The following is a 17,838-nucleotide window of genomic DNA, read 5'->3' as shown; positions in this document are numbered from 1 at the left end:
TTGGCCAGCACACGCTGAAAAGAAGTCGAAGCAATACAGAAAAGGATTCGCTTGAAATTTCCCTACGAATGGCAGATTGGCTGGCGCTACACGCGCGCCGGCAAGCGCACGACCGGCAACGGCTTCATCTCGTTCATCGCGCTTGTGTCGATGTCGGGCATTGCACTCGGCGTCGCGGCGCTGATCGTCGTGTTGTCGGTCATGAACGGCTTCCAGAAGGAAGTGCGCGACCGCATGCTGTCGGTGCTCGCTCACGTCGAAATTTTCTCGCCAACCGGCTCGATGCCGGACTGGCAGTTGACGGCGAAAGAAGCGCGGCTCAACAAGGAAGTGACCGGCGCGGCGCCGTATGTCGAGGCACAGGCGCTGCTGACGCGTCAGGACGCCGTGAGCGGAGTCGCGCTGCGCGGGGTGGAGCCTGCGCTGGAACCGGAAGTGTCGGACATCGGCAAGGAAATGCGGGCCGGCAAGCTGACCGATCTGGTGCCGGGCGACTTCGGCATTGTGCTCGGCGGCGATCTCGCAACCAATCTCGGCGTGCGCACCGGCGACAAGATTACGCTCGTCGCGCCCGAAGGCACGATCACGCCCGCCGGCATGCTGCCGAGGCTGAAGCAGTTCACGGTGGTCGGCGTGTTCGAGTCGGGACATTATGAATACGACAGCACGCTCGCGCTGATCAACATCCGCGACGCAGAGGCGCTGTTCCGGCTGCCCGCGCCGACGGGCGTGCGCCTGCGTTTGAAGGATATGCAGCGCGCGCCGCAGGTCGCGCATGAACTGGCGCGCACGCTGTCGGGCGACCTGTATATCCGCGACTGGACGCAGCAGAACAAGACCTGGTTCTCCGCCGTGCAGATCGAAAAACGCATGATGTTCATCATCCTCACGCTGATCATTGCGGTGGCGGCGTTCAATCTGGTGTCGTCGCTGGTGATGACGGTCACCAACAAGCAGGCCGACATCGCGATCCTGCGCACGCTCGGCGCGCAGCCCGGCTCGATCATGAAGATCTTCGTCGTGCAGGGCGTGACGATCGGCTTCATCGGTACGGCGACGGGCGTTGCGCTCGGCTGTCTGATCGCGTGGAGCATTCCGTGGCTCGTGCCGATGATCGAACATGCGCTCGGCGTGCAGTTCCTGCCGCCGTCCGTGTACTTCATCAGCGAACTGCCGTCCGAACTGGTGCCGGCCGACGTGATCCGCATCGGCGTGATCGCGTTCGTGCTGTCGGCGCTCGCGACGCTGTATCCGAGCTGGCGTGGCGCGAAGGTGCGTCCGGCGGAGGCGCTGCGTTATGAATGACCGTCCTGTCTCTCAAGTGATGTCCGATATGTCCGGCGAAAGCGCTCCCTATCCTTATGTGCTGGAAGCGACCGGCATCTCGAAGGCCTTCGTGCAGGGCGGCCTGAACGTTCAGGTGCTGAACAATACGCAGCTTTCCGTGCGTCGCGGCGAGAAGCTGGCGATCGTCGGCGCGTCCGGTTCGGGCAAGAGTACGCTGCTGCATGTGCTCGGCGGCCTCGACGATCCAACTGCCGGTCACGTGTCCGTGATGGGCAAGCCGTTCACGAAACTCTCCGAGCGCGAGCGCAACGATCTGCGTAATCGCGCGCTCGGTTTCGTCTATCAGTTTCACCATCTACTGCCGGAGTTTTCCGCGCTCGACAACGTCGCGATGCCGCTGCGCATCCGTCGCATGACGACCGAAGCCGCGCGGCATGAAGCGCTCGCCGTGCTGGAGCGTGTCGGCATGGCGCATCGGGCGAAGCATCGTCCGGGCGAGCTGTCGGGCGGCGAGCGCCAACGCGTCGCGATTGCGCGCGCGCTGGTCACAAAACCGGCCTGCGTACTCGCCGACGAACCCACTGGCAACCTCGACGGCGGCACGGCGGATACAGTGTTCAACCTGATGCTCGAACTGTCGCAGACGATGGAGACGAGCTTCGTGATCGTCACGCACGATCCGGATCTTGCAGCGCGCTGCGACCGGACGATGCGTCTGCGCGACGGTGTGCTGTACGAAGAGCCGTCGGTTCCTGTGTAACTGTTCTGGATTCACGACGAAAGGCGCGCGCATGTGGATCGATACGCACTGCCATCTCGACGCATCGGAGTTCGATGCGGACCGTGACGCCGTTGCTTCGGCGGCGCACGGGGCGGGCGTGGCGCGCATCGTGATTCCGGGCGTCGCGCGTGAGAACTTCGCGACGGTGCGTGAACTCGCGCATCGCGTCAAAGGCGGTGCATATGCGCTTGGCATTCATCCGATGTTCACGCCGCGTGCCCAGGAATCCGATCTCGAAGTGCTGCGGATGGAAATCGAAGCGAGCCTTGACGATCCACTGTTCGTCGGTCTCGGTGAAATCGGCCTCGATTTTTTTGTGCCGGGCCTCGATGACGAACGCCAGCAGTTCTTCTATAACGGCCAGCTGAAGCTCGCGTACGAGTTCGATCTGCCGGTGATCTGCCATGTGCGCAAGTCGCAGGATCAGGTGCTGAAGGGCCTGCGGCGCCACTCGGTGCATCGAGGCATCGCGCACGCGTTCAATGGCAGCTTCCAGCAGGCGCAGGCGTTCATCGATCACGGCATGCATCTCGGCTTCGGCGGCAATGTGACCTTCGAACGCTCGCTGCAGATCCGCCGGCTCGCGCAGCAACTGCCGCTAGATGCGATCGTCGTCGAGACCGATGCGCCCGATATTCCTCCTTCCTGGCTGTACAGGGAACGCAACACGCCGGACCAGATTCCCCGCATTGGCGCGAGTCTGGCCGAACTGCGTGGTATCAGCGAAAACGAGCTTGCACTTGGCACAACGGCTAACGCTCACGCGGCGCTGCCGCGACTCGCACTTTCCTCCGCATAATTCACTCTGATGGTTCCCGCCGGGCGGAACTCGCGTCCGGCGCTCTTGCGTCCGATGCACGCGCCCGGCTTCAGTCGAGGAGGCCGGATGCGGGCAGTGTGGTGTGGATTTGCTTTGGGCGTGGTGTGGTTGCAGCAACAGGCGGCGTTGCCGGGTTGGGGCGGCTGGTTGCTGATTCTGGTGGTTGCTTGCGTTGCAGCGGTTGTCGCCGGCGCGTTCTCGCGTTGCGTGCAGTTTCGGTTTCGTCTTCGGTCGGCAGTCGTGTGGAGCTCGGTCTGGATGGTGGCTACGTGCGTCGGGTTCGGCTACGCGGCGTGGCGAGCCGAGGTACGGCTGGCGCGGGCGCTTCCCGTTGAGTGGGAAGGTCGGAATGTTGTCGTGCAGGGATCCATCAAGGGCTTGCCCGCTACGGATGCAGACAGCGCGCGCTTTCTCTTCACCGTCGAATCGAACGACACGAACATCGCCATGTTTCCGCGCACGCTCCAGTTGTCGTGGATGGTCGAAGGAACACCACTACCCGTGCTCGAGCCAGGCGCACGCTGGCGTTTGACCGTGCGTCTGAAGCGGGCGCATGGCAATGGGAACTTCGGCGTTCGCGATGCCGAAGCATCGCTGCTGGCGAGAGACATACGCGCGACGGGTTACGTCACCGCGCCATCGGCGGCCATGCGATTGCCCGGCACAGCAGGTGGCGCGGGAGCCGCGATCGATCGCTGGCGCGCGGCGGTGCGGGCGCGGATCGACACGGCGCTCGCAGACGCGCCTCATCGCGGCATTGTCATCGCACTGGCGGTCGGCGCACAGGACGCGGTCAGCGAAGCCGACTGGCTTCTCATGCGCAACACCGGCACCAGCCATCTCGTTGCGATATCGGGTCTGCATATCGGGTTCATAGCGGGGATCGCCGCGTGGTTCGCAGGCGGACTGTGGCGTCGCTCGTGCTTTATCGGGCGTAACTGGCCGCTATGGATTCCCGCGCAGAAAATCTCGCTGGCGACGGGCGCGCTCTTCGCGGCCGGTCATGCCGCGCTGGCAGGATTCAATGTGCCCGCGCAGCGGGCGCTATGGATGCTGGCTGTGGTGGCGCTGGCGTCGATCAGCGGACGAAGCGTCGCGCCTTCGCTGGTGCTCGCGTGGGCGCTCGGGCTCGTCCTGCTGATCGATCCGTGGGCGGTCGTGTCGGCGGGTTTCTGGCTGTCGTTCTGCGCGGTGGCCGCGATCCTGTTTGCGATGTCTGGACGCTTGCGCGTGCAGGATCACGAGCGGCGCGATCCTGAACCTGACGCGACACGTCTTGCACGGTTTCGGGGGGCGTGTCTGCGACGGCTGCTGGGCATCAAGGAGCGCATCGCGAGCGGCGCGCATGTGCAGTTCGCGGTCACGGTGGCCCTCGCGCCACTGACCGTCTACTGGTTCGCGCAGATTCCGCTTGTCGGGCCGCTGGCGAATGCGTTCGCGATTCCGTGGGTCAGTCTGTTCGTGACGCCGGCCGTGCTCGCTGGCGTCGTATTGCCGGGGCCGCTCGACGCGTGGGCCTTTCGCGGTGCACACGCGCTGCTTGATCTGCTCGTCGCCGGGCTGCACATGCTCTCGGGTATCTCGTGGGCGATCTGGCGGCTCCCGCAGCCGGGCTCCTGGGCGCTGGCCGCGGCGGCGGTGGGTGTCGCGTGGAGCCTCGCGCCGCGCGGCTGGCCGTTGCGTTGGGCCGCGCCAATCACATGGCTTCCCTTGCTCCTTCCGTCGCCGTCGGGGCCGCCAGCGGGCGCGTTCCGGCTGACCGCGCTGGATATTGGGCAGGGCTCGTCGATTCTCATCGAGACCGCGCATCACACACTGCTGTTCGATGCCGGACCAGGACCGGAGTCGACGCACGCGGGCGAGCGCATCGTCGTGCCATACCTCTACGCAAACGGCGTGAACATGCTCGATACCCTGATGATCAGCCACGCGGATTCGGATCACTCCGGCGGAGCGCCGGCTGTGCTTGCTGGCGTCAAGGTGCGGCAACTGCTGGCGGCGTTGGCGCCGACGAATCCGCTCTGGGCGGACGCGCACGCTGCGAATGCCGATACTGTGTCATGCGCGGCTGGCCAGCACTGGCGCTGGGACGGTGTCGATTTCGCCGTGCTCTGGCCGGACCCCGGCCCACTGCAAGGCAAGCCGAATGCGCATTGCTGCGTGCTGCGCGTCAGCACGGCAGGCGAGGGCGCCGGTTCGAGCGGGAGCGGGCCCGCGATGCAACAACGTCAGCCGGGCCACCCTTTAGTCGCGCTGCTCGCCGCCGACATCGAAGCGCCCGTCGAGCGCATCCTGCTCGGGCGCGATCCCGATGCACTGCACGCGCAGGTGCTGCTGGTGCCGCATCACGGCAGCAAGACATCGTCGACTGAGCCGTTCCTCGACTCTATCGATCCGCTTGTCTCGGTATTTCAGGTAGGCTATCGCAACCGGTTTCACCATCCGCATCCGGGTGTCTTTTCGCGGTATCTGGCGCGTCACACTGAACTGGCGCGCAGCGATGCCGATGGCGCGGTGCGGATCGAAGCCGCGGGCCCAGGGCTTTCGCTCGAGCGGTACCGCGATACACATCGTCGCTACTGGATGGATCGATGAAGGGCGGTTCATCCGCGGTACGCTCCAAACCCGAAGTATAAACAGCAGAAAGAGTACAGGCAGCACGCGCGGCGCCCCGGAACGCAGACCGGTAAAAAGCAAAAACAGGAGACGACGTCGTTTGAAAAACATCATCCACTTCTCGCACGCGAACGGATTTCCCGCGTCGACGTACCGGACGATCTTCGCCGAGCTCGCGGACGGCTACGAACTGCGCTTCATCGAGCGCATCGGTCACGATGCGCACTTTCCGGTGACGCGCGACTGGCCGCATCTCGTCGAAGAGCTGCTTGCCGACATCGGCCGGCGCTATGAGCAGCCGGTATGGCTCGTCGGCCATTCGCTCGGTGGCTATCTGTCGCTGATGGCCGCGCTGAAAAAGCCGCAGTGGGTGAAGGGTGTCGTGATGCTCGATTCGCCGGTGATTGCCGGATGGCGGAGTAGCATGCTGCGCGTGTCGCAATGGACAGGCCTTGACGAGAAACTTTCACCCGCCGCCGCGACGCGTACGCGCCGCACGCACTGGGCCAGTCGCGACGAAACCTGGCGCCACTTTCATTCGAAGCCGGCGTTCGCGCGCTGGGACGAGCGCGTCCTGTCCGACTACGTCGACTTCGGCATTCCGCAGACTTCCGCAGATGGTGGCCGCACGCTCGCGTTCGACCGTCGCACCGAATACCTGATCTATCGCACCTTGCCGCATACGCTTGGCGCGCGGCTCGCACATGGCGTGCAGGTGCCGGTCGGTTTCATCGCGGGCACGCGTTCGAGGGAGATCCGCCAGGTCGGTCTCGATGCGACCCGCCGCGTGGCAGGCGATCGCCTCGAATGGATCGAGGGCAGCCATCTGTATCCAATGGAAAGGCCGCTCGAAACCGCGCGTGCGTTGCAGCGGATGCTTCACGAACTGGAGCGCCGCACGTGAGCGCGCGGCGTAGCTGACGGCAAGGTTCACGCCGGCGGCATCCGAACAGATCTGCCCGGGTGGCGAAGCGGCGAGGGCAATGGAAAACGGTGCGGGATCGGGCCAGCGTCGTCGCATATTGCTGGGTTGAGACCCTGCTTTACGGTATAATCCGTTTTTCCCGCGAGCATCCAGCGATGACCAAATATGTTTTCGTCACCGGCGGCGTAGTTTCTTCCCTCGGCAAGGGTATTGCCGCCGCTTCCCTCGCCGCGATCCTCGAATCGCGCGGTCTCAAAGTCACCCTCCTCAAGCTCGATCCCTACATCAATGTCGACCCCGGCACGATGAGCCCGTTTCAACACGGCGAAGTGTTCGTGACGGAAGATGGGGCGGAGACTGACCTTGACCTCGGCCACTATGAGCGCTTCATCAGCACGAAGATGCGCAAGGCCAATAACTTCACCACGGGCCAGATTTACGAGTCGGTGATCCGCAAGGAACGCCGCGGCGATTATCTGGGCAAGACGGTGCAGGTCATCCCGCACATCACGAATGAGATCCAGGCGTTTGTCGAACGCGGCGCGGCTTCCGCGACGTGCGGCGAGCCGGACGTCGCGATCGTCGAAGTGGGTGGCACCGTAGGCGACATCGAATCGCTGCCGTTCCTCGAGGCCGCGCGCCAGATGAGCCTGCGCATGGGCCGCAACAGCGCGTGCTTCGTGCACCTGACGCTCGTGCCGTGGGTCGCCACCGCCGGCGAACTGAAAACCAAGCCGACGCAGCATAGCGTGCAGAAGCTCCGTGAAATCGGCATCTCGCCGCACGTGCTGCTGTGCCGTGCCGACCGTCCCATTCCGGACGACGAACGCGCGAAGATCTCGATGTTCTCGAACGTGCCGGAAGACGCCGTCATTTCCGTGTGGGACGCCGACAGCATCTACAAGATTCCACAGATGCTGCACGACCAGGGCATGGACGAGATCGTCTGCAACGAGCTGAAGCTGTCGCCGAAGCCGGCCGATCTGTCGATGTGGTCGGATCTGGTCGAGAAGCTCGAACACCCGAAACACGAAGTCACGATCGGCATGGTCGGCAAGTATGTCGATCTGACCGAGTCGTACAAGTCGCTGATCGAAGCGCTGCGCCATGCGTCGATCCACACGTCGACGAAGGTCAACATCGAGTACATCGATTCGGAAGAAGTCGAGGCCGACGGTGTCGAGAGCCTCAGGCATCTCGACGCGGTGCTCGTGCCGGGCGGCTTCGGCCGTCGTGGCACCGAAGGCAAGATCAAGGCAATTCGCTACGCACGCGAAGCGAAGGTGCCGTACCTCGGCATCTGCCTCGGCATGCAGCTGGCCGTGATCGAATTCGCGCGCGACGTGGTCGGTCTGAAGAACGCGAACAGCACCGAGTTCGACCAGGCCACAGAGAACCGCGTGGTCGCGCTGATCACCGAGTGGTACGACCGTGAAGGCAAGGTCGAGAAGCGCGACGAAGAGTCGGACCTCGGCGGCACGATGCGGCTCGGTTCGCAACGTTGCCCGATCAAGCCGGGCACGATGGCCTCGGAGATCTACGGCAAGGACGTGAACGAACGTCACCGTCACCGTTATGAAGTCAATAACCGCTTCGTGCCCCAGCTCGAAGCCGGCGGCCTTATCATCAGCGCCCGTACCCCGAGCGAAGATCTGCCGGAAATGATGGAACTGCCGCGCGACATGCACCCGTGGTTCGTCGGCGTTCAATTCCACCCGGAATTCACGTCCACGCCGCGTGATGGACATCCGCTCTTCAAGTCATTCGTCGAAGCCGCGCTCGTGCATCATCTGGCGGGCGTCGAGGAGAAAGCATGAAACTGGGCGACTTCGAAATCGGCCTCGACAAGCCGTTTTTCCTGATCGCGGGCACGTGTGTCGTCGAATCCGAACAGATGACGATCGACACCGCCGGCAAGCTCAAGGAAATCTGCGCGAAGCTGAACATTCCGTTCATCTACAAATCGTCGTATGACAAGGCCAATCGCAGCAGCGGCAAGTCGTTCCGCGGTCTGGGCATGGACGAAGGTCTGCGCATCCTGTCGGAAGTGAAGAAGCAGCTCGGGCTGCCGGTGCTCACCGACGTCCACAGCGAACACGAGATCGAGCAGGTCGCGTCGGTCGTGGACGTGCTGCAGACGCCGGCGTTCCTGTGCCGTCAGACCGATTTCATCCACGCGTGCGCGCGTTCGGGCAAACCGGTCAACATCAAGAAGGGCCAGTTTCTCGCGCCGCACGACATGAAGAACGTGATCGACAAGGCGCGCGACGCAGCACGCGAAGCCGGCCTGTCGGAAGACCGCTTCATGGCCTGCGAACGCGGCGTGTCATTTGGTTATAACAACCTGGTTTCGGACATGCGCTCGCTCGCGATCATGCGCGAAACCAACGCGCCGGTCGTATTCGACGCGACTCACTCGGTGCAGTTGCCGGGCGGACAGGGCACGAGTTCTGGCGGCCAGCGCGAATTCGTGCCGGTGCTGGCACGTGCGGCGGTTGCAACGGGCGTCGCCGGTCTCTTCATGGAAACGCATCCGAATCCGGCACAGGCAAAGTCGGACGGCCCGAACGCTGTGCCGTTGCATCGCATGGCCGATCTGCTCGAGACGCTGCTGACGCTCGATCAGGCCGTCAAGCGCGCGCCGTTCCTCGAAAGCGATTTCAACTAATGCAGTCGCTCACGGCGTGTCAGCCGGCGCGCTGCGAGCAGGTCGAATGGTCGTCGAAAGCATCCGGGCGCGAGCGGATTTTCTGCGCAACGGATGCAGTTTCGCCGTCAGAATCCAACGTCATTTCTTGAGGAAACCATGAGTGCTATCGTAGATATCATCGGTCGCGAGATTCTCGATTCGCGAGGCAACCCCACCGTCGAATGCGACGTGTTGCTCGAATCGGGCACGATGGGCCGCGCGGCAGTGCCGTCGGGCGCATCGACGGGTTCGCGCGAAGCCATCGAGCTGCGCGACGGCGAAACAGGCCGCTACGGCGGCAAGGGCGTGTTGAAGGCCGTCGAGCACATCAACACCGAAATCTCCGAAGCGATCATGGGCCTCGACGCATCGGAACAGGCTTTCCTCGACAAGACGCTGCTCGAACTCGACGGCACCGACAACAAGTCGCGCCTCGGCGCGAACGCGATGCTGGCCGTTTCGATGGCCGTCGCGAAGGCCGCGGCTGAAGAAGCCGGCCTGCCGCTGTACCGCTATTTCGGCGGCTCGGGCGCGATGCAACTGCCGGTGCCGATGATGAACATCGTCAACGGTGGCGCGCATGCGAACAACAGCCTGGACATCCAGGAATTCATGATCGTGCCGGTCAGCCAGCCGACGTTCCGTGAAGCATTGCGTTGCGGCGCTGAAGTGTTCCACGCGCTGAAGAAGATTCTGAGCGACCGCGGTATGAGCACGGCAGTGGGTGATGAAGGCGGCTTCGCGCCGAACTTCGGCAGCAACGACGAATGCCTGTCGACGATCCTGCAAGCCATTGAAAAGGCCGGCTATCGCGCGGGCGAAGACGTGCTGCTCGCGCTCGACTGCGCAGCGAGCGAGTTCTACCACGACGGCAAGTACCAGCTGGCCGGCGAAGGCCTGCAACTGTCGTCGACGGAATTTGCGGACTACCTCGGCGCGCTCGCCGACAAGTTCCCGATCGTGTCGATCGAAGACGGCATGCACGAAAGCGACTGGGAAGGCTGGAAGATTCTTACAGACAAGCTCGGCAGCAAGATCCAGCTGGTCGGCGACGATCTGTTCGTGACGAACACACGCATCCTGAAGGAAGGCATCGAGAAGGGCATCGCGAACTCGATCCTGATCAAGATCAACCAGATCGGTACGCTGACGGAAACCTTCGCGGCCATCGAAATGGCGAAGCGCGCTGGCTACACGGCTGTGATCTCGCACCGCTCGGGCGAAACCGAAGATTCGACGATCGCCGATATCGCAGTTGGCCTGAACGCCGGTCAGATCAAGACGGGCTCGCTGTCGCGTTCGGATCGCATCTCGAAGTACAACCAGTTGCTGCGTATCGAAGAAGATCTCGGCGATATCGCCAGCTACCCGGGCAAGTCGGCGTTCTACAATCTGCGCTAATCGCGCGACGATTGTGCTCTGAGCGCGAATTCGACCTTTGAACCGGTCACACTTCGTTTCTGGATCAGCCCGCCGCCCTGCGTATAGCGCAGGGCGGCGCGTATTATTTGTGCTCTCTTCATGCGGCTTGTTACTGTCGTTTTGATCGTCCTGCTGGCGCTGATCCAGTACCCGCTCTGGTGGGGGCATGGTGGCTGGCTGCGCGTGCACGAACTGCAGGAGCAGCTTGCGCTCCAGCAAAAGAAGAACGCGGACGCAAAACTGCGTAACGAGCGTATCGATGGCGAAGTGCACGATCTGCAGAACGGCACGGCGGCTGTCGAAGAGCGCGCGCGTTACGAAATGGGCATGGTGAAGGACGGCGAAGTGTTTGTGCAGTTCGTGTCGCCGAACGCGCCGTTGCCTGCTGCCACCACGCCTTCGGCAACGACGTCGACACGTGGTGAAGTGTCGGCCGCGCCGCTGCATGTGGTGCCGAATCCGGAATCGCGCGCGAAGCCGGACAAGAAGCACGCCGCGAAGAAGGATCCGAAACAGAAGGGCGCAGGTTGATGTGCGGCCTGGAAAGACCGTAGTCGACTTCGTCTCAGGTTTCAACCACGAAAAAGCCGCCCATCGGGCGGCTTTTTTACGGCTGACGGATGCGTTTCCGGGCGCGTCAGGTTACCAGCCCCAGCCCGTTCCGAAGCCCACGCCCGAACCCCAGCCATGCCCCCATCCGCCGCTGTAGTAACTGCCGTAGACGCTCACGGGCGGCGTGTAGTACCGTGACCACGCCTCTGCTGCAGCCTCAGCGGCCATCGACTGGTTTTGCTCCGCGAGCACCTGCCGGTCGATCGCGTCGTAGCGGGCGCGTTCTTCTGGCGTCAAGGGTTGGGCGGTCGCCGATACGCCCGACTGGTCGGCCGGCAGGCGACTGTAGATCGGGGAAGGGCCGGGCGGGTCCATGACGCAGCCGGTCAACGCGGCACTGCCAGCGACGACGGATAGCGCCACAAAAATCCGGACGGAACGAATCAGCGAGGGTTTCATGTCAGCCTCCATCGGCAGGACGCCCGGAATAGTCCGTGTAAAAGTGGCGCCGCCAATGTTCAACCTGGGTTCAACGCAGGGTTGAACGCAAATGTGAGCCATAAGACGCCGCCATCCATACTTGACCAGGAAGGCGGCGCGTTTCAGATTCAGCTAGCGATATGTAACGCGGTGACGCGGCGCGGCGGCGTTTAGTGGCGTTGACCCGCCGCCGGCATCACTCCTTCTGAGAGCCCGCTGACAAGAAAAAGTTGCGCCACGTCGACGGGGTCGAATTCGTACCGCTGATTACAGAACTCGCAGTGGATCTCAACGTGTCCACGTTCTTCGAGCACGCCGTCGACTTCCTCGCGGCCGAGCATTTTCAGCATCGCGCCAACCTTGCCGCGCGAGCAGCTGCATTCGAAGCGCGCCGGCGTCGGCTTGAAATGCTGGACGTTTTCCTGCCAGAACAGACGCCTGAAGACGGTGTCGGGTTCTTCTTTCAACAGTTCGTCGTTGGATAGCGTGCCGCCGAGCGTGCATACGCGTTCCCACGTGTCCGCGTCGAGTTCGCCTGGATGCGGCACGATGCCACCGTCGCCTGGCAGCTTCTGCAGCAGCATGCCGACGGCGCGTTCCGAATTCGCGGCGAGCCACAGGCGCGTGTCAAGCTGCTCGGAATGGTGCATATAGTGTTCGAGCACTTCGACCATCGACTTCAGCGGTCCGTCCACACCGTTCAGCGGCACGATACTCTGATACGGCTGCTGGCCGGGCTGCTTGTCGCGCGGATCGAGCGTGATCACGCAGCGGCCGTTGCCGCCCGCGTTCAGCAGTTCGATGAGCGACGTGTCGTCGCCGATCGTGCTGGCGACATCGCCGGAAAACTTGGCCGTGGCACGCATCGACAGATCCGAGCTGCATTGCACGACCAGCATCTGGACCGGTCCGTCGCCGAAAATCTGCATGACGAGCGTGCCGTCGAACTTCAGATTCGCCGACAGCAGCGCGCACGCGGCCATCATTTCGCCGAGCACGTTGCGCACCGGTGCCGGGTACTTGCGACGTGTCAGTACTTCCTGCCACGTATTGCGCAGCGAAACGATCTCGCCACGCACCGGCGCCGCGCTGAACATGAATTTTTGCAACTGGTCGTTCACAACTTTTCCTCGGTCGAATGGCGCTGTTCCTGAACTGCGCCTGTGCACCGCGCACTCCGGCTCAGCCGATGCGCACGAGTTGCGCCTTGAAATAATCCCTGCGTTCCACGTAGCTTTCCGCGGCGCGCCGCAAGTTTGCGATGTCCGCTTCCGTCAGTTCGCGCACGACTTTCGCCGGCGCGCCCAGAATCAGCGAATTGTCGGGAAAAACTTTGCCTTCGGTCACGACGGCGCCCGCGCCAACCAGACAGTTGCGGCCGATTACCGCTCCATTCAAGACCACCGCCTGAATTCCGATCAGCGCACCTTCCTTGATCGTGCAGCCGTGCAGCATCACCTGATGGCCGATCGTGACATTGGCTTCGATCGTCATCGGGAAGCCGGGATCGGTGTGGAGCACCGCGTTTTCCTGGATATTGCTGCCCGCGCCGATCGAAATCTGGTCGTTATCGCCGCGGATCGTGGCGCCGAACCAGACGCTCGCATTTTCGTCGATGGCGACCTTGCCGATGATGGTCGCGGTGTCCGCGACGAACACGCTTTCGTGGATGGTGGGTGCTGCATCGCCAAGTTTGTAGATTGCCACAGTGTTTCCTCTGCGTCGGGCATCGCACCGCTGACGTGGGGCGCGACGGCAGCGCGTCGGGCGCGCTTCATGGTCGAATCGCGTATTCTAAACGGCTGCACACGAGGCGCGCCTCGCGCGGTCCCGTTCCTGTCAGACGATTCCCGTTTTTTGCCGCTTTGCTGCCCATGATGAACCCAGCCGTTTCTTCGTTCTCGCCATCCTCGTTTGCGGACGCCTGCCTGCGCAGCGAGGCGCTTGGCGTGCTGCGCGAGCGCGATCCCGCGACAAAGGCGCGGGCGACGCGCGATCTGTACACGCGCGCCCGCGACGGCCACCTGCATTGCCTGCCCGCGCGGGTGATCGATGAACCGGACGGTCTGCCGGGCCGGCCGGAGCGGCCTGAACTCGTGGAGCCGCGTCGGCTGGGGCGACGCAGCATGCAGTCGCCGGAAGGGCGCGCGGTGTTGCTGCATGCGCTCGCGCATATCGAATTCAACGCGATCAACCTCGCGCTCGACGCAGTCTGGCGTTTCGCCGGGATGCCGGCTGCGTTCTATCTCGACTGGTTGAAGGTCGCATCGGAAGAAGCGCACCATTTCTCGCTGCTGAGCGCGCGGCTGGCCGAATTTGGCCACGCGTACGGCGATTTTCCCGCGCACAACGGCCTGTGGGACATGTGCGACCGCACCCGCGACGACGTGCTCGCGCGCATGGCGCTCGTGCCACGCACGCTCGAGGCACGCGGGCTGGATGCGTCCCCGCCGATTCGCGCCAGGTTGCAACAGGCGGGTGATCACACGTCGGCAGCGATCCTCGACGTCATCCTGCGCGACGAAATCGGCCACGTGCTGATCGGGAACCGCTGGTTCCGGTTTCTGTGCGATCAGCTCGCGCTCGATCCGTATGTGACCTACACACGTCTGGCCGACCTGTATCACGCGCCCAGATTGCGCGGACCGTTCAATTTCGAAGCGCGGCGCGATGCCGGTTTTGACGAGGCGGAACTCGCCGCGCTGGCCGGGCTGGAAGCAGGACAGGCGCCGGACGCGGATTGAACGCCTGGTGGATGCACACGATCCCGCAGGGCATTGAATCGACTCCGCGTGTTGCGGATACGAAAAGGCGGGACACGCTTTATAACTTCGGCGAGTAGTTAAATTGACTGCATTTGATCTACTACATCAGAAGCGCCACGGAGGTCCGAAAGAGTCACATCGACTCGCACCTGATTAGTCGACCGACCGCTAGATTTCGCACCTGCGCGCCGCGCGACATCGCCTCGATGGTCGACTATCTCGTTATAATCGAACGACCATTCTTTTTTGCGGAATTACCCATGAACACCTCCCAGTCCGACTTCGTCTCCGTGCGCGGTGTGCGCCTGCACGTGCGACGCTGGGGCAACCCGGATGCGCCTGCGCTTTTCATGCTGCATGGCTGGATGGACGTCGCCGCTTCGTTCCAGTTCGTCGTCGACGCACTGGGCGGCGACTGGCAGGTGATCGCGCCCGATGCGCGCGGCTTTGGTCTGTCTGACTGGCCGGTGGCGGCGCATGGTGGCGGAAACTACTGGTTTCAGGAATACATCTCGGACCTCGACGCGCTGCTCGATCATTACGCGCCGTCCGGCGAGGTCAATCTTGTCGGCCACAGCATGGGCGCGAACGTCGTCTGCCTGTATGCAGGCGCCCGGCCGGAGCGCGTGCGCCGCGTGGTGGATCTCGAAGGCTTTGGGCTCGGGGCGTCACGCGCGGAACAGTGGCCGCGCCGGCTGCGGACCTGGCTCGACGAACTGAAGGAGCCCCCCACGCTGAAAAGCTACGCGACGCTCGACGACGTCGCCGCGCGTCTGATCCGCACGAACGCGCGCCTCGAGCCGCTGCGGGCCCGTTTTCTCGCGCAGCACTGGTCGAAGCAGGGCGATGACGGCCGTTTTACGCTGCTCGCCGATCCGGCGCACAAGATGCGCGGGCCGCTGCAGTATCGCCTCGACGAAGTGATGGCCGTCTGGCGCAACGTACGGGCGAAGGTGCTGCACGTCGAAGCGGCCGCCTCGCCAACGCTCGCGCAGATCGCAGGCGAAACGCCGCTCAGCGAGTTCAAGGCGCGCTTTCAGGCATTCCCGGACTGGCGCGAAAAGATCATCGACGATGCCGGTCACATGATCCATCACGACCAGCCGGAGCAGGTCGCCGTGCTGATCGAGGGATTTTGCGCATAAATTTTTGCGCATAAGGTCGGATGCTGGGGGATTGGTGCGACGAACTACTGCATTGCAGTAAAATGGTTGCTGAATCTTTTCAAGGCAACGATGAACGCCGATCTGCACTGCCATTCCACGGTTTCCGACGGCCAGTTTGCGCCGGCCGACGTTGCGCGCCGCGCGCAAGCGGGCGGCGTGACGCTGTGGGCGCTGACCGATCACGACGAGGTGGGTGGTCAGGCGGAGGCGCGCGCAGCGGCGACGGCGCTCGGCATGCAGTACCTGAGCGGCGTCGAGATTTCGGTGACGTGGGCATCGCGAACGGTGCACATCGTCGGTCTGCATGTCGATCCGGAAAACGCCGTGCTGCTGGAAGGCCTGGCCCGCACGCGTAACGGTCGCGCGGCGCGTGCCGAAGCGATCGGCGAACGGCTGGCGACGCTCGGTATTCCTGACGCGTACGCTGGCGCGCTGCGCTATGTGTCGAACCCCGACATGATTTCGCGGACCCATTTCGCGCGATACATGGTGGAAGGCGGTTACGCCGAATCGACGCAGGACGTCTTCACGCGCTTTCTCGGCGACGGCAAACCGGGCTATGTGTCGCATCGCTGGGCAAAACTGGCTGACGCCGTGCAATGGATCAAGACTGCCGGCGGCGAGGCGGTCGTCGCGCATCCGGGGCGTTACGCGTACACGCCGGTGGAGTTCGACGCGTTTTTCGGCGAATTCATCGATCTTGGCGGTAAGGCGATCGAAGTCGTCACTGGCAGTCACACGCCAGACCAGTACCGCGAATACGCCGACGTCGCACGCCGTTTCGGCTTCGAGGCGTCGCGTGGCTCGGACTTCCACGCAGCCGGCGAAGGCCGTGTCGACTTCGGCAGCCTGCCGCCGCTTCCTTCCGATCTCACGCCCGTCTGGGAACGCTGGCTGTGACGCGCTGCAGTTGCGTCGCGCGGTGCGCGCAGGCTGTCGCGGGCTGAGCGCGACTTCCAGTTATCCTGATCACTCACCATGTCTCAATTCTTTCGGCTTCATCCCGATAATCCGCAGCTGCGCCTCATCAAGCAGGCCGCGCAGATCATCAACGACGGCGGTGTCGTCGCGCTGCCGACCGATTCGAGTTACGCGCTCGCGTGCCGCCTCGACGACAAGGACGCGGTCGAGCGTATCCGGCGCATTCGCGGTCTCGACGAGAAGCAGTTGCTGTCGCTGCTGGTGCGCGATCTGTCGGAGCTGGCCAATTTCGCGATGGTCGATAACCGGCAGTACCGCTTGATCAAGTCGGTGACGCCGGGGCCGTACGTGTTCGTGTTGCAGGCGACGAAGGAAGTGCCGCGCCGTCTGTCGCACCCGTCGCGCAAGACAATCGGCCTGCGTGTGCCCGATCACGCAATTACGCTCGCGATTCTCGAAGAACTCGGTGAGCCATTGCTCGGTTCGACGTTAATCATGCCGGGTGAAACCCAACCGCTGAATGATCCGGAGGAAATCCGTGCGCGCCTCGAAAAACAGATCGACCTGGTGATCGACGGCGGCGCGTGTCCGTGCGAACCGTCGACGGTGATCGATCTGACCGGCGCTGAACCCGTACTCGTCCGTCCTGGCCGCGGCAGCCTTCAGCCATTTGGTCTGGAACAACCCGCGTAAGCAGCCGGCATCGAAAGCCACCGGTTGCGGCTTCCCGCATTGATACAATAGCGAGTTATGGATTCTTCCCTGATACAGACCATCGTCGTGTACGCGTTGCCGGTGATTTTCGCCATCACGCTGCACGAGGCCGCGCATGGCTACGTCGCGCGCATGCTCGGCGACAACACGGCGTACGTGCTCGGCCGCGTTTCCTTCAATCCAATGCGGCACATCGATCCGCTCGGCACCATCGCGATTCCGCTGCTGCTGTACTTCGCGACGAGCGGCGCGTTCATGTTCGGCTACGCAAAGCCGGTGCCGGTTGCGTTCGGCAACCTGCGCAATCCGCGCTGGGGCAGCCTGTGGGTCGCGCTCGCCGGGCCGATGTGCAATTTCGTGCAGGCGCTCGTGTGGGGCGTGATCGGGGTTGCGCTTGCGGCGATGAACGTCGACGAGCCGTTCTTCACGCGGATGGCGGGCGCCGGCGTCGGTATCAATCTTGTGCTCGGCGTGCTGAATCTGTTCCCGTTGCCGCCGCTCGACGGCGGTCGTGTGCTGACTGCGCTGTTGCCGGCGCGGCAGTCGATCGCGTTGTCGCGCATCGAGCCCTATGGTTTTTTCATTGTGATGGCGCTCGTGATGACGGGCACCCTGACGAAATTCTGGCTGCGCCCGCTCGTCAACCTCGGTTACGACGCTGTGACGGCTATCCTGACTCCTCTCGCTTCGCTTCTCTAAT

17 protein-coding genes are annotated in these 17,838 nt (G+C 63.3%); 14 read left to right on the top strand and 3 right to left on the bottom strand.

Annotation, left to right across the window (positions count from 1 at the left end):
• Nucleotides 1–51: 51 nt before the first annotated feature.
• The 9 genes from P3T21_RS20020 to ftsB all read left to right on the top strand — a co-directional run bounded on the left by P3T21_RS20020 (nt 52) and on the right by ftsB (nt 11,071).
• Complete coding sequence (locus tag P3T21_RS20020) at nt 52–1,305, top strand: lipoprotein-releasing ABC transporter permease subunit (RefSeq protein WP_429257682.1); 1,254 nt, start codon at nt 52–54, stop codon at nt 1,303–1,305.
• On the top strand, nt 1,298–2,047 hold the full coding sequence (gene lolD / locus P3T21_RS20015) for a lipoprotein-releasing ABC transporter ATP-binding protein LolD (protein ID WP_429257681.1): 750 nt from the start codon (nt 1,298–1,300) through the stop codon (nt 2,045–2,047). Before P3T21_RS20020 ends, lolD begins: the two co-directional genes overlap by 8 nt.
• Before the next feature lie 31 nt (nt 2,048–2,078).
• Nucleotides 2,079–2,867, top strand: a complete 789-nt coding sequence (locus tag P3T21_RS20010; RefSeq protein WP_429257680.1) for a TatD family hydrolase — start codon at nt 2,079–2,081, stop codon at nt 2,865–2,867.
• A gap of 87 nt (nt 2,868–2,954) precedes the next feature.
• Entirely contained in the window at nt 2,955–5,483 is a 2,529-nt protein-coding gene (locus P3T21_RS20005) for a DNA internalization-related competence protein ComEC/Rec2 (RefSeq protein WP_429257679.1), read from the top strand.
• Between the two features lie 121 nt (nt 5,484–5,604).
• Entirely contained in the window at nt 5,605–6,408 is an 804-nt protein-coding gene (locus tag P3T21_RS20000; protein WP_429257678.1) for an alpha/beta fold hydrolase, read from the top strand.
• A 176-nt stretch (nt 6,409–6,584) separates the two neighbouring features.
• Nucleotides 6,585–8,246 carry a CTP synthase gene (locus P3T21_RS19995; RefSeq protein WP_429257677.1) on the top strand — a complete coding sequence of 554 codons (1,662 nt, stop codon included), beginning with the start codon at nt 6,585–6,587 and terminating at the stop codon, nt 8,244–8,246.
• Complete coding sequence (gene kdsA, locus P3T21_RS19990) at nt 8,243–9,097, top strand: 3-deoxy-8-phosphooctulonate synthase (RefSeq protein ID WP_429257676.1); 855 nt, start codon at nt 8,243–8,245, stop codon at nt 9,095–9,097. The genes P3T21_RS19995 and kdsA overlap by 4 nt, the downstream gene beginning before the upstream one ends.
• A 138-nt stretch (nt 9,098–9,235) precedes the next feature.
• Nucleotides 9,236–10,519, top strand: a complete 1,284-nt coding sequence (gene eno, locus P3T21_RS19985) for a phosphopyruvate hydratase (RefSeq protein WP_429257675.1) — start codon at nt 9,236–9,238, stop codon at nt 10,517–10,519.
• Nucleotides 10,520–10,639: 120 nt separating this feature from the next.
• The gene (ftsB, locus tag P3T21_RS19980; protein ID WP_429257674.1) at nt 10,640–11,071 is read left to right on the top strand and encodes a cell division protein FtsB; all 432 of its coding nucleotides are present in this window, start codon (nt 10,640–10,642) and stop codon (nt 11,069–11,071) included.
• 111 nt (nt 11,072–11,182) lie between these two features.
• Here the strand turns inward: ftsB and P3T21_RS19975 are convergent, their stop codons facing one another.
• From P3T21_RS19975 to P3T21_RS19965, 3 genes are all read right to left on the bottom strand, one after another.
• The gene (locus tag P3T21_RS19975) at nt 11,183–11,551 is read right to left on the bottom strand and encodes a hypothetical protein (protein WP_429257673.1); all 369 of its coding nucleotides are present in this window, start codon (nt 11,549–11,551) and stop codon (nt 11,183–11,185) included.
• A 191-nt stretch (nt 11,552–11,742) separates the two neighbouring features.
• Entirely contained in the window at nt 11,743–12,693 is a 951-nt protein-coding gene (hslO, locus tag P3T21_RS19970) for an Hsp33 family molecular chaperone HslO (RefSeq protein WP_429257672.1), read from the bottom strand.
• 61 nt (nt 12,694–12,754) lie between these two features.
• Nucleotides 12,755–13,279 (bottom strand): gamma carbonic anhydrase family protein, encoded by a 525-nt coding sequence (locus P3T21_RS19965; RefSeq protein WP_429257671.1) that lies wholly within the window; start codon nt 13,277–13,279, stop codon nt 12,755–12,757.
• A 170-nt stretch (nt 13,280–13,449) separates the two neighbouring features.
• Between P3T21_RS19965 and P3T21_RS19960 the strand changes: the two genes are divergently transcribed.
• The 5 genes from P3T21_RS19960 (at nt 13,450) to P3T21_RS19940 (ending at nt 17,837) form a co-directional block, all read left to right on the top strand.
• Nucleotides 13,450–14,316: a ferritin-like domain-containing protein gene (locus P3T21_RS19960; protein WP_429257670.1), complete on the top strand. Its 867-nt coding sequence runs from the start codon at nt 13,450–13,452 to the stop codon at nt 14,314–14,316.
• 281 nt (nt 14,317–14,597) lie between these two features.
• Complete coding sequence (locus tag P3T21_RS19955; RefSeq protein WP_429257669.1) at nt 14,598–15,482, top strand: alpha/beta fold hydrolase; 885 nt, start codon at nt 14,598–14,600, stop codon at nt 15,480–15,482.
• A 90-nt stretch (nt 15,483–15,572) separates the two neighbouring features.
• Nucleotides 15,573–16,403, top strand: a complete 831-nt coding sequence (locus P3T21_RS19950; RefSeq protein WP_429257795.1) for a 3',5'-nucleoside bisphosphate phosphatase — start codon at nt 15,573–15,575, stop codon at nt 16,401–16,403.
• A 78-nt stretch (nt 16,404–16,481) separates the two neighbouring features.
• Nucleotides 16,482–17,117, top strand: coding sequence for an L-threonylcarbamoyladenylate synthase (locus P3T21_RS19945; RefSeq protein WP_429257668.1), 636 nt, complete (start codon nt 16,482–16,484; stop codon nt 17,115–17,117).
• Between the two features lie 57 nt (nt 17,118–17,174).
• The gene (locus P3T21_RS19940; RefSeq protein ID WP_429257667.1) at nt 17,175–17,837 is read left to right on the top strand and encodes a site-2 protease family protein; all 663 of its coding nucleotides are present in this window, start codon (nt 17,175–17,177) and stop codon (nt 17,835–17,837) included.
• The last annotated feature ends 1 nt before the right edge of the window (nt 17,838 follow it).

The organism is Paraburkholderia sp. GAS334, from assembly GCF_050436625.1.
GTDB lineage: Bacteria > Pseudomonadota > Gammaproteobacteria > Burkholderiales > Burkholderiaceae > Paraburkholderia.
Note: the sequence above shows the minus strand (reverse complement) of the source record. Positions and strands in the feature narration are given on the sequence as shown.

Coding starts and splice junctions, on each gene's coding strand:
- P3T21_RS20005 (WP_429257679.1), top strand. CDS start 2,955: ATGCGGGCAGTGTGGTGTGGATTTGCTTTGGGCGTGGTGTGGTTGCAG.
- eno (WP_429257675.1), top strand. CDS start 9,236: ATGAGTGCTATCGTAGATATCATCGGTCGCGAGATTCTCGATTCGCGA.
- P3T21_RS19975 (WP_429257673.1), bottom strand. CDS start 11,551: ATGAAACCCTCGCTGATTCGTTCCGTCCGGATTTTTGTGGCGCTATCC.
- P3T21_RS19950 (WP_429257795.1), top strand. CDS start 15,573: ATGAACGCCGATCTGCACTGCCATTCCACGGTTTCCGACGGCCAGTTT.
- kdsA (WP_429257676.1), top strand. CDS start 8,243: ATGAAACTGGGCGACTTCGAAATCGGCCTCGACAAGCCGTTTTTCCTG.
- ftsB (WP_429257674.1), top strand. CDS start 10,640: ATGCGGCTTGTTACTGTCGTTTTGATCGTCCTGCTGGCGCTGATCCAG.
- lolD (WP_429257681.1), top strand. CDS start 1,298: ATGAATGACCGTCCTGTCTCTCAAGTGATGTCCGATATGTCCGGCGAA.
- P3T21_RS19955 (WP_429257669.1), top strand. CDS start 14,598: ATGAACACCTCCCAGTCCGACTTCGTCTCCGTGCGCGGTGTGCGCCTG.
- P3T21_RS19940 (WP_429257667.1), top strand. CDS start 17,175: ATGGATTCTTCCCTGATACAGACCATCGTCGTGTACGCGTTGCCGGTG.
- P3T21_RS19945 (WP_429257668.1), top strand. CDS start 16,482: ATGTCTCAATTCTTTCGGCTTCATCCCGATAATCCGCAGCTGCGCCTC.
- P3T21_RS19995 (WP_429257677.1), top strand. CDS start 6,585: ATGACCAAATATGTTTTCGTCACCGGCGGCGTAGTTTCTTCCCTCGGC.
- P3T21_RS19960 (WP_429257670.1), top strand. CDS start 13,450: ATGAACCCAGCCGTTTCTTCGTTCTCGCCATCCTCGTTTGCGGACGCC.
- P3T21_RS20010 (WP_429257680.1), top strand. CDS start 2,079: ATGTGGATCGATACGCACTGCCATCTCGACGCATCGGAGTTCGATGCG.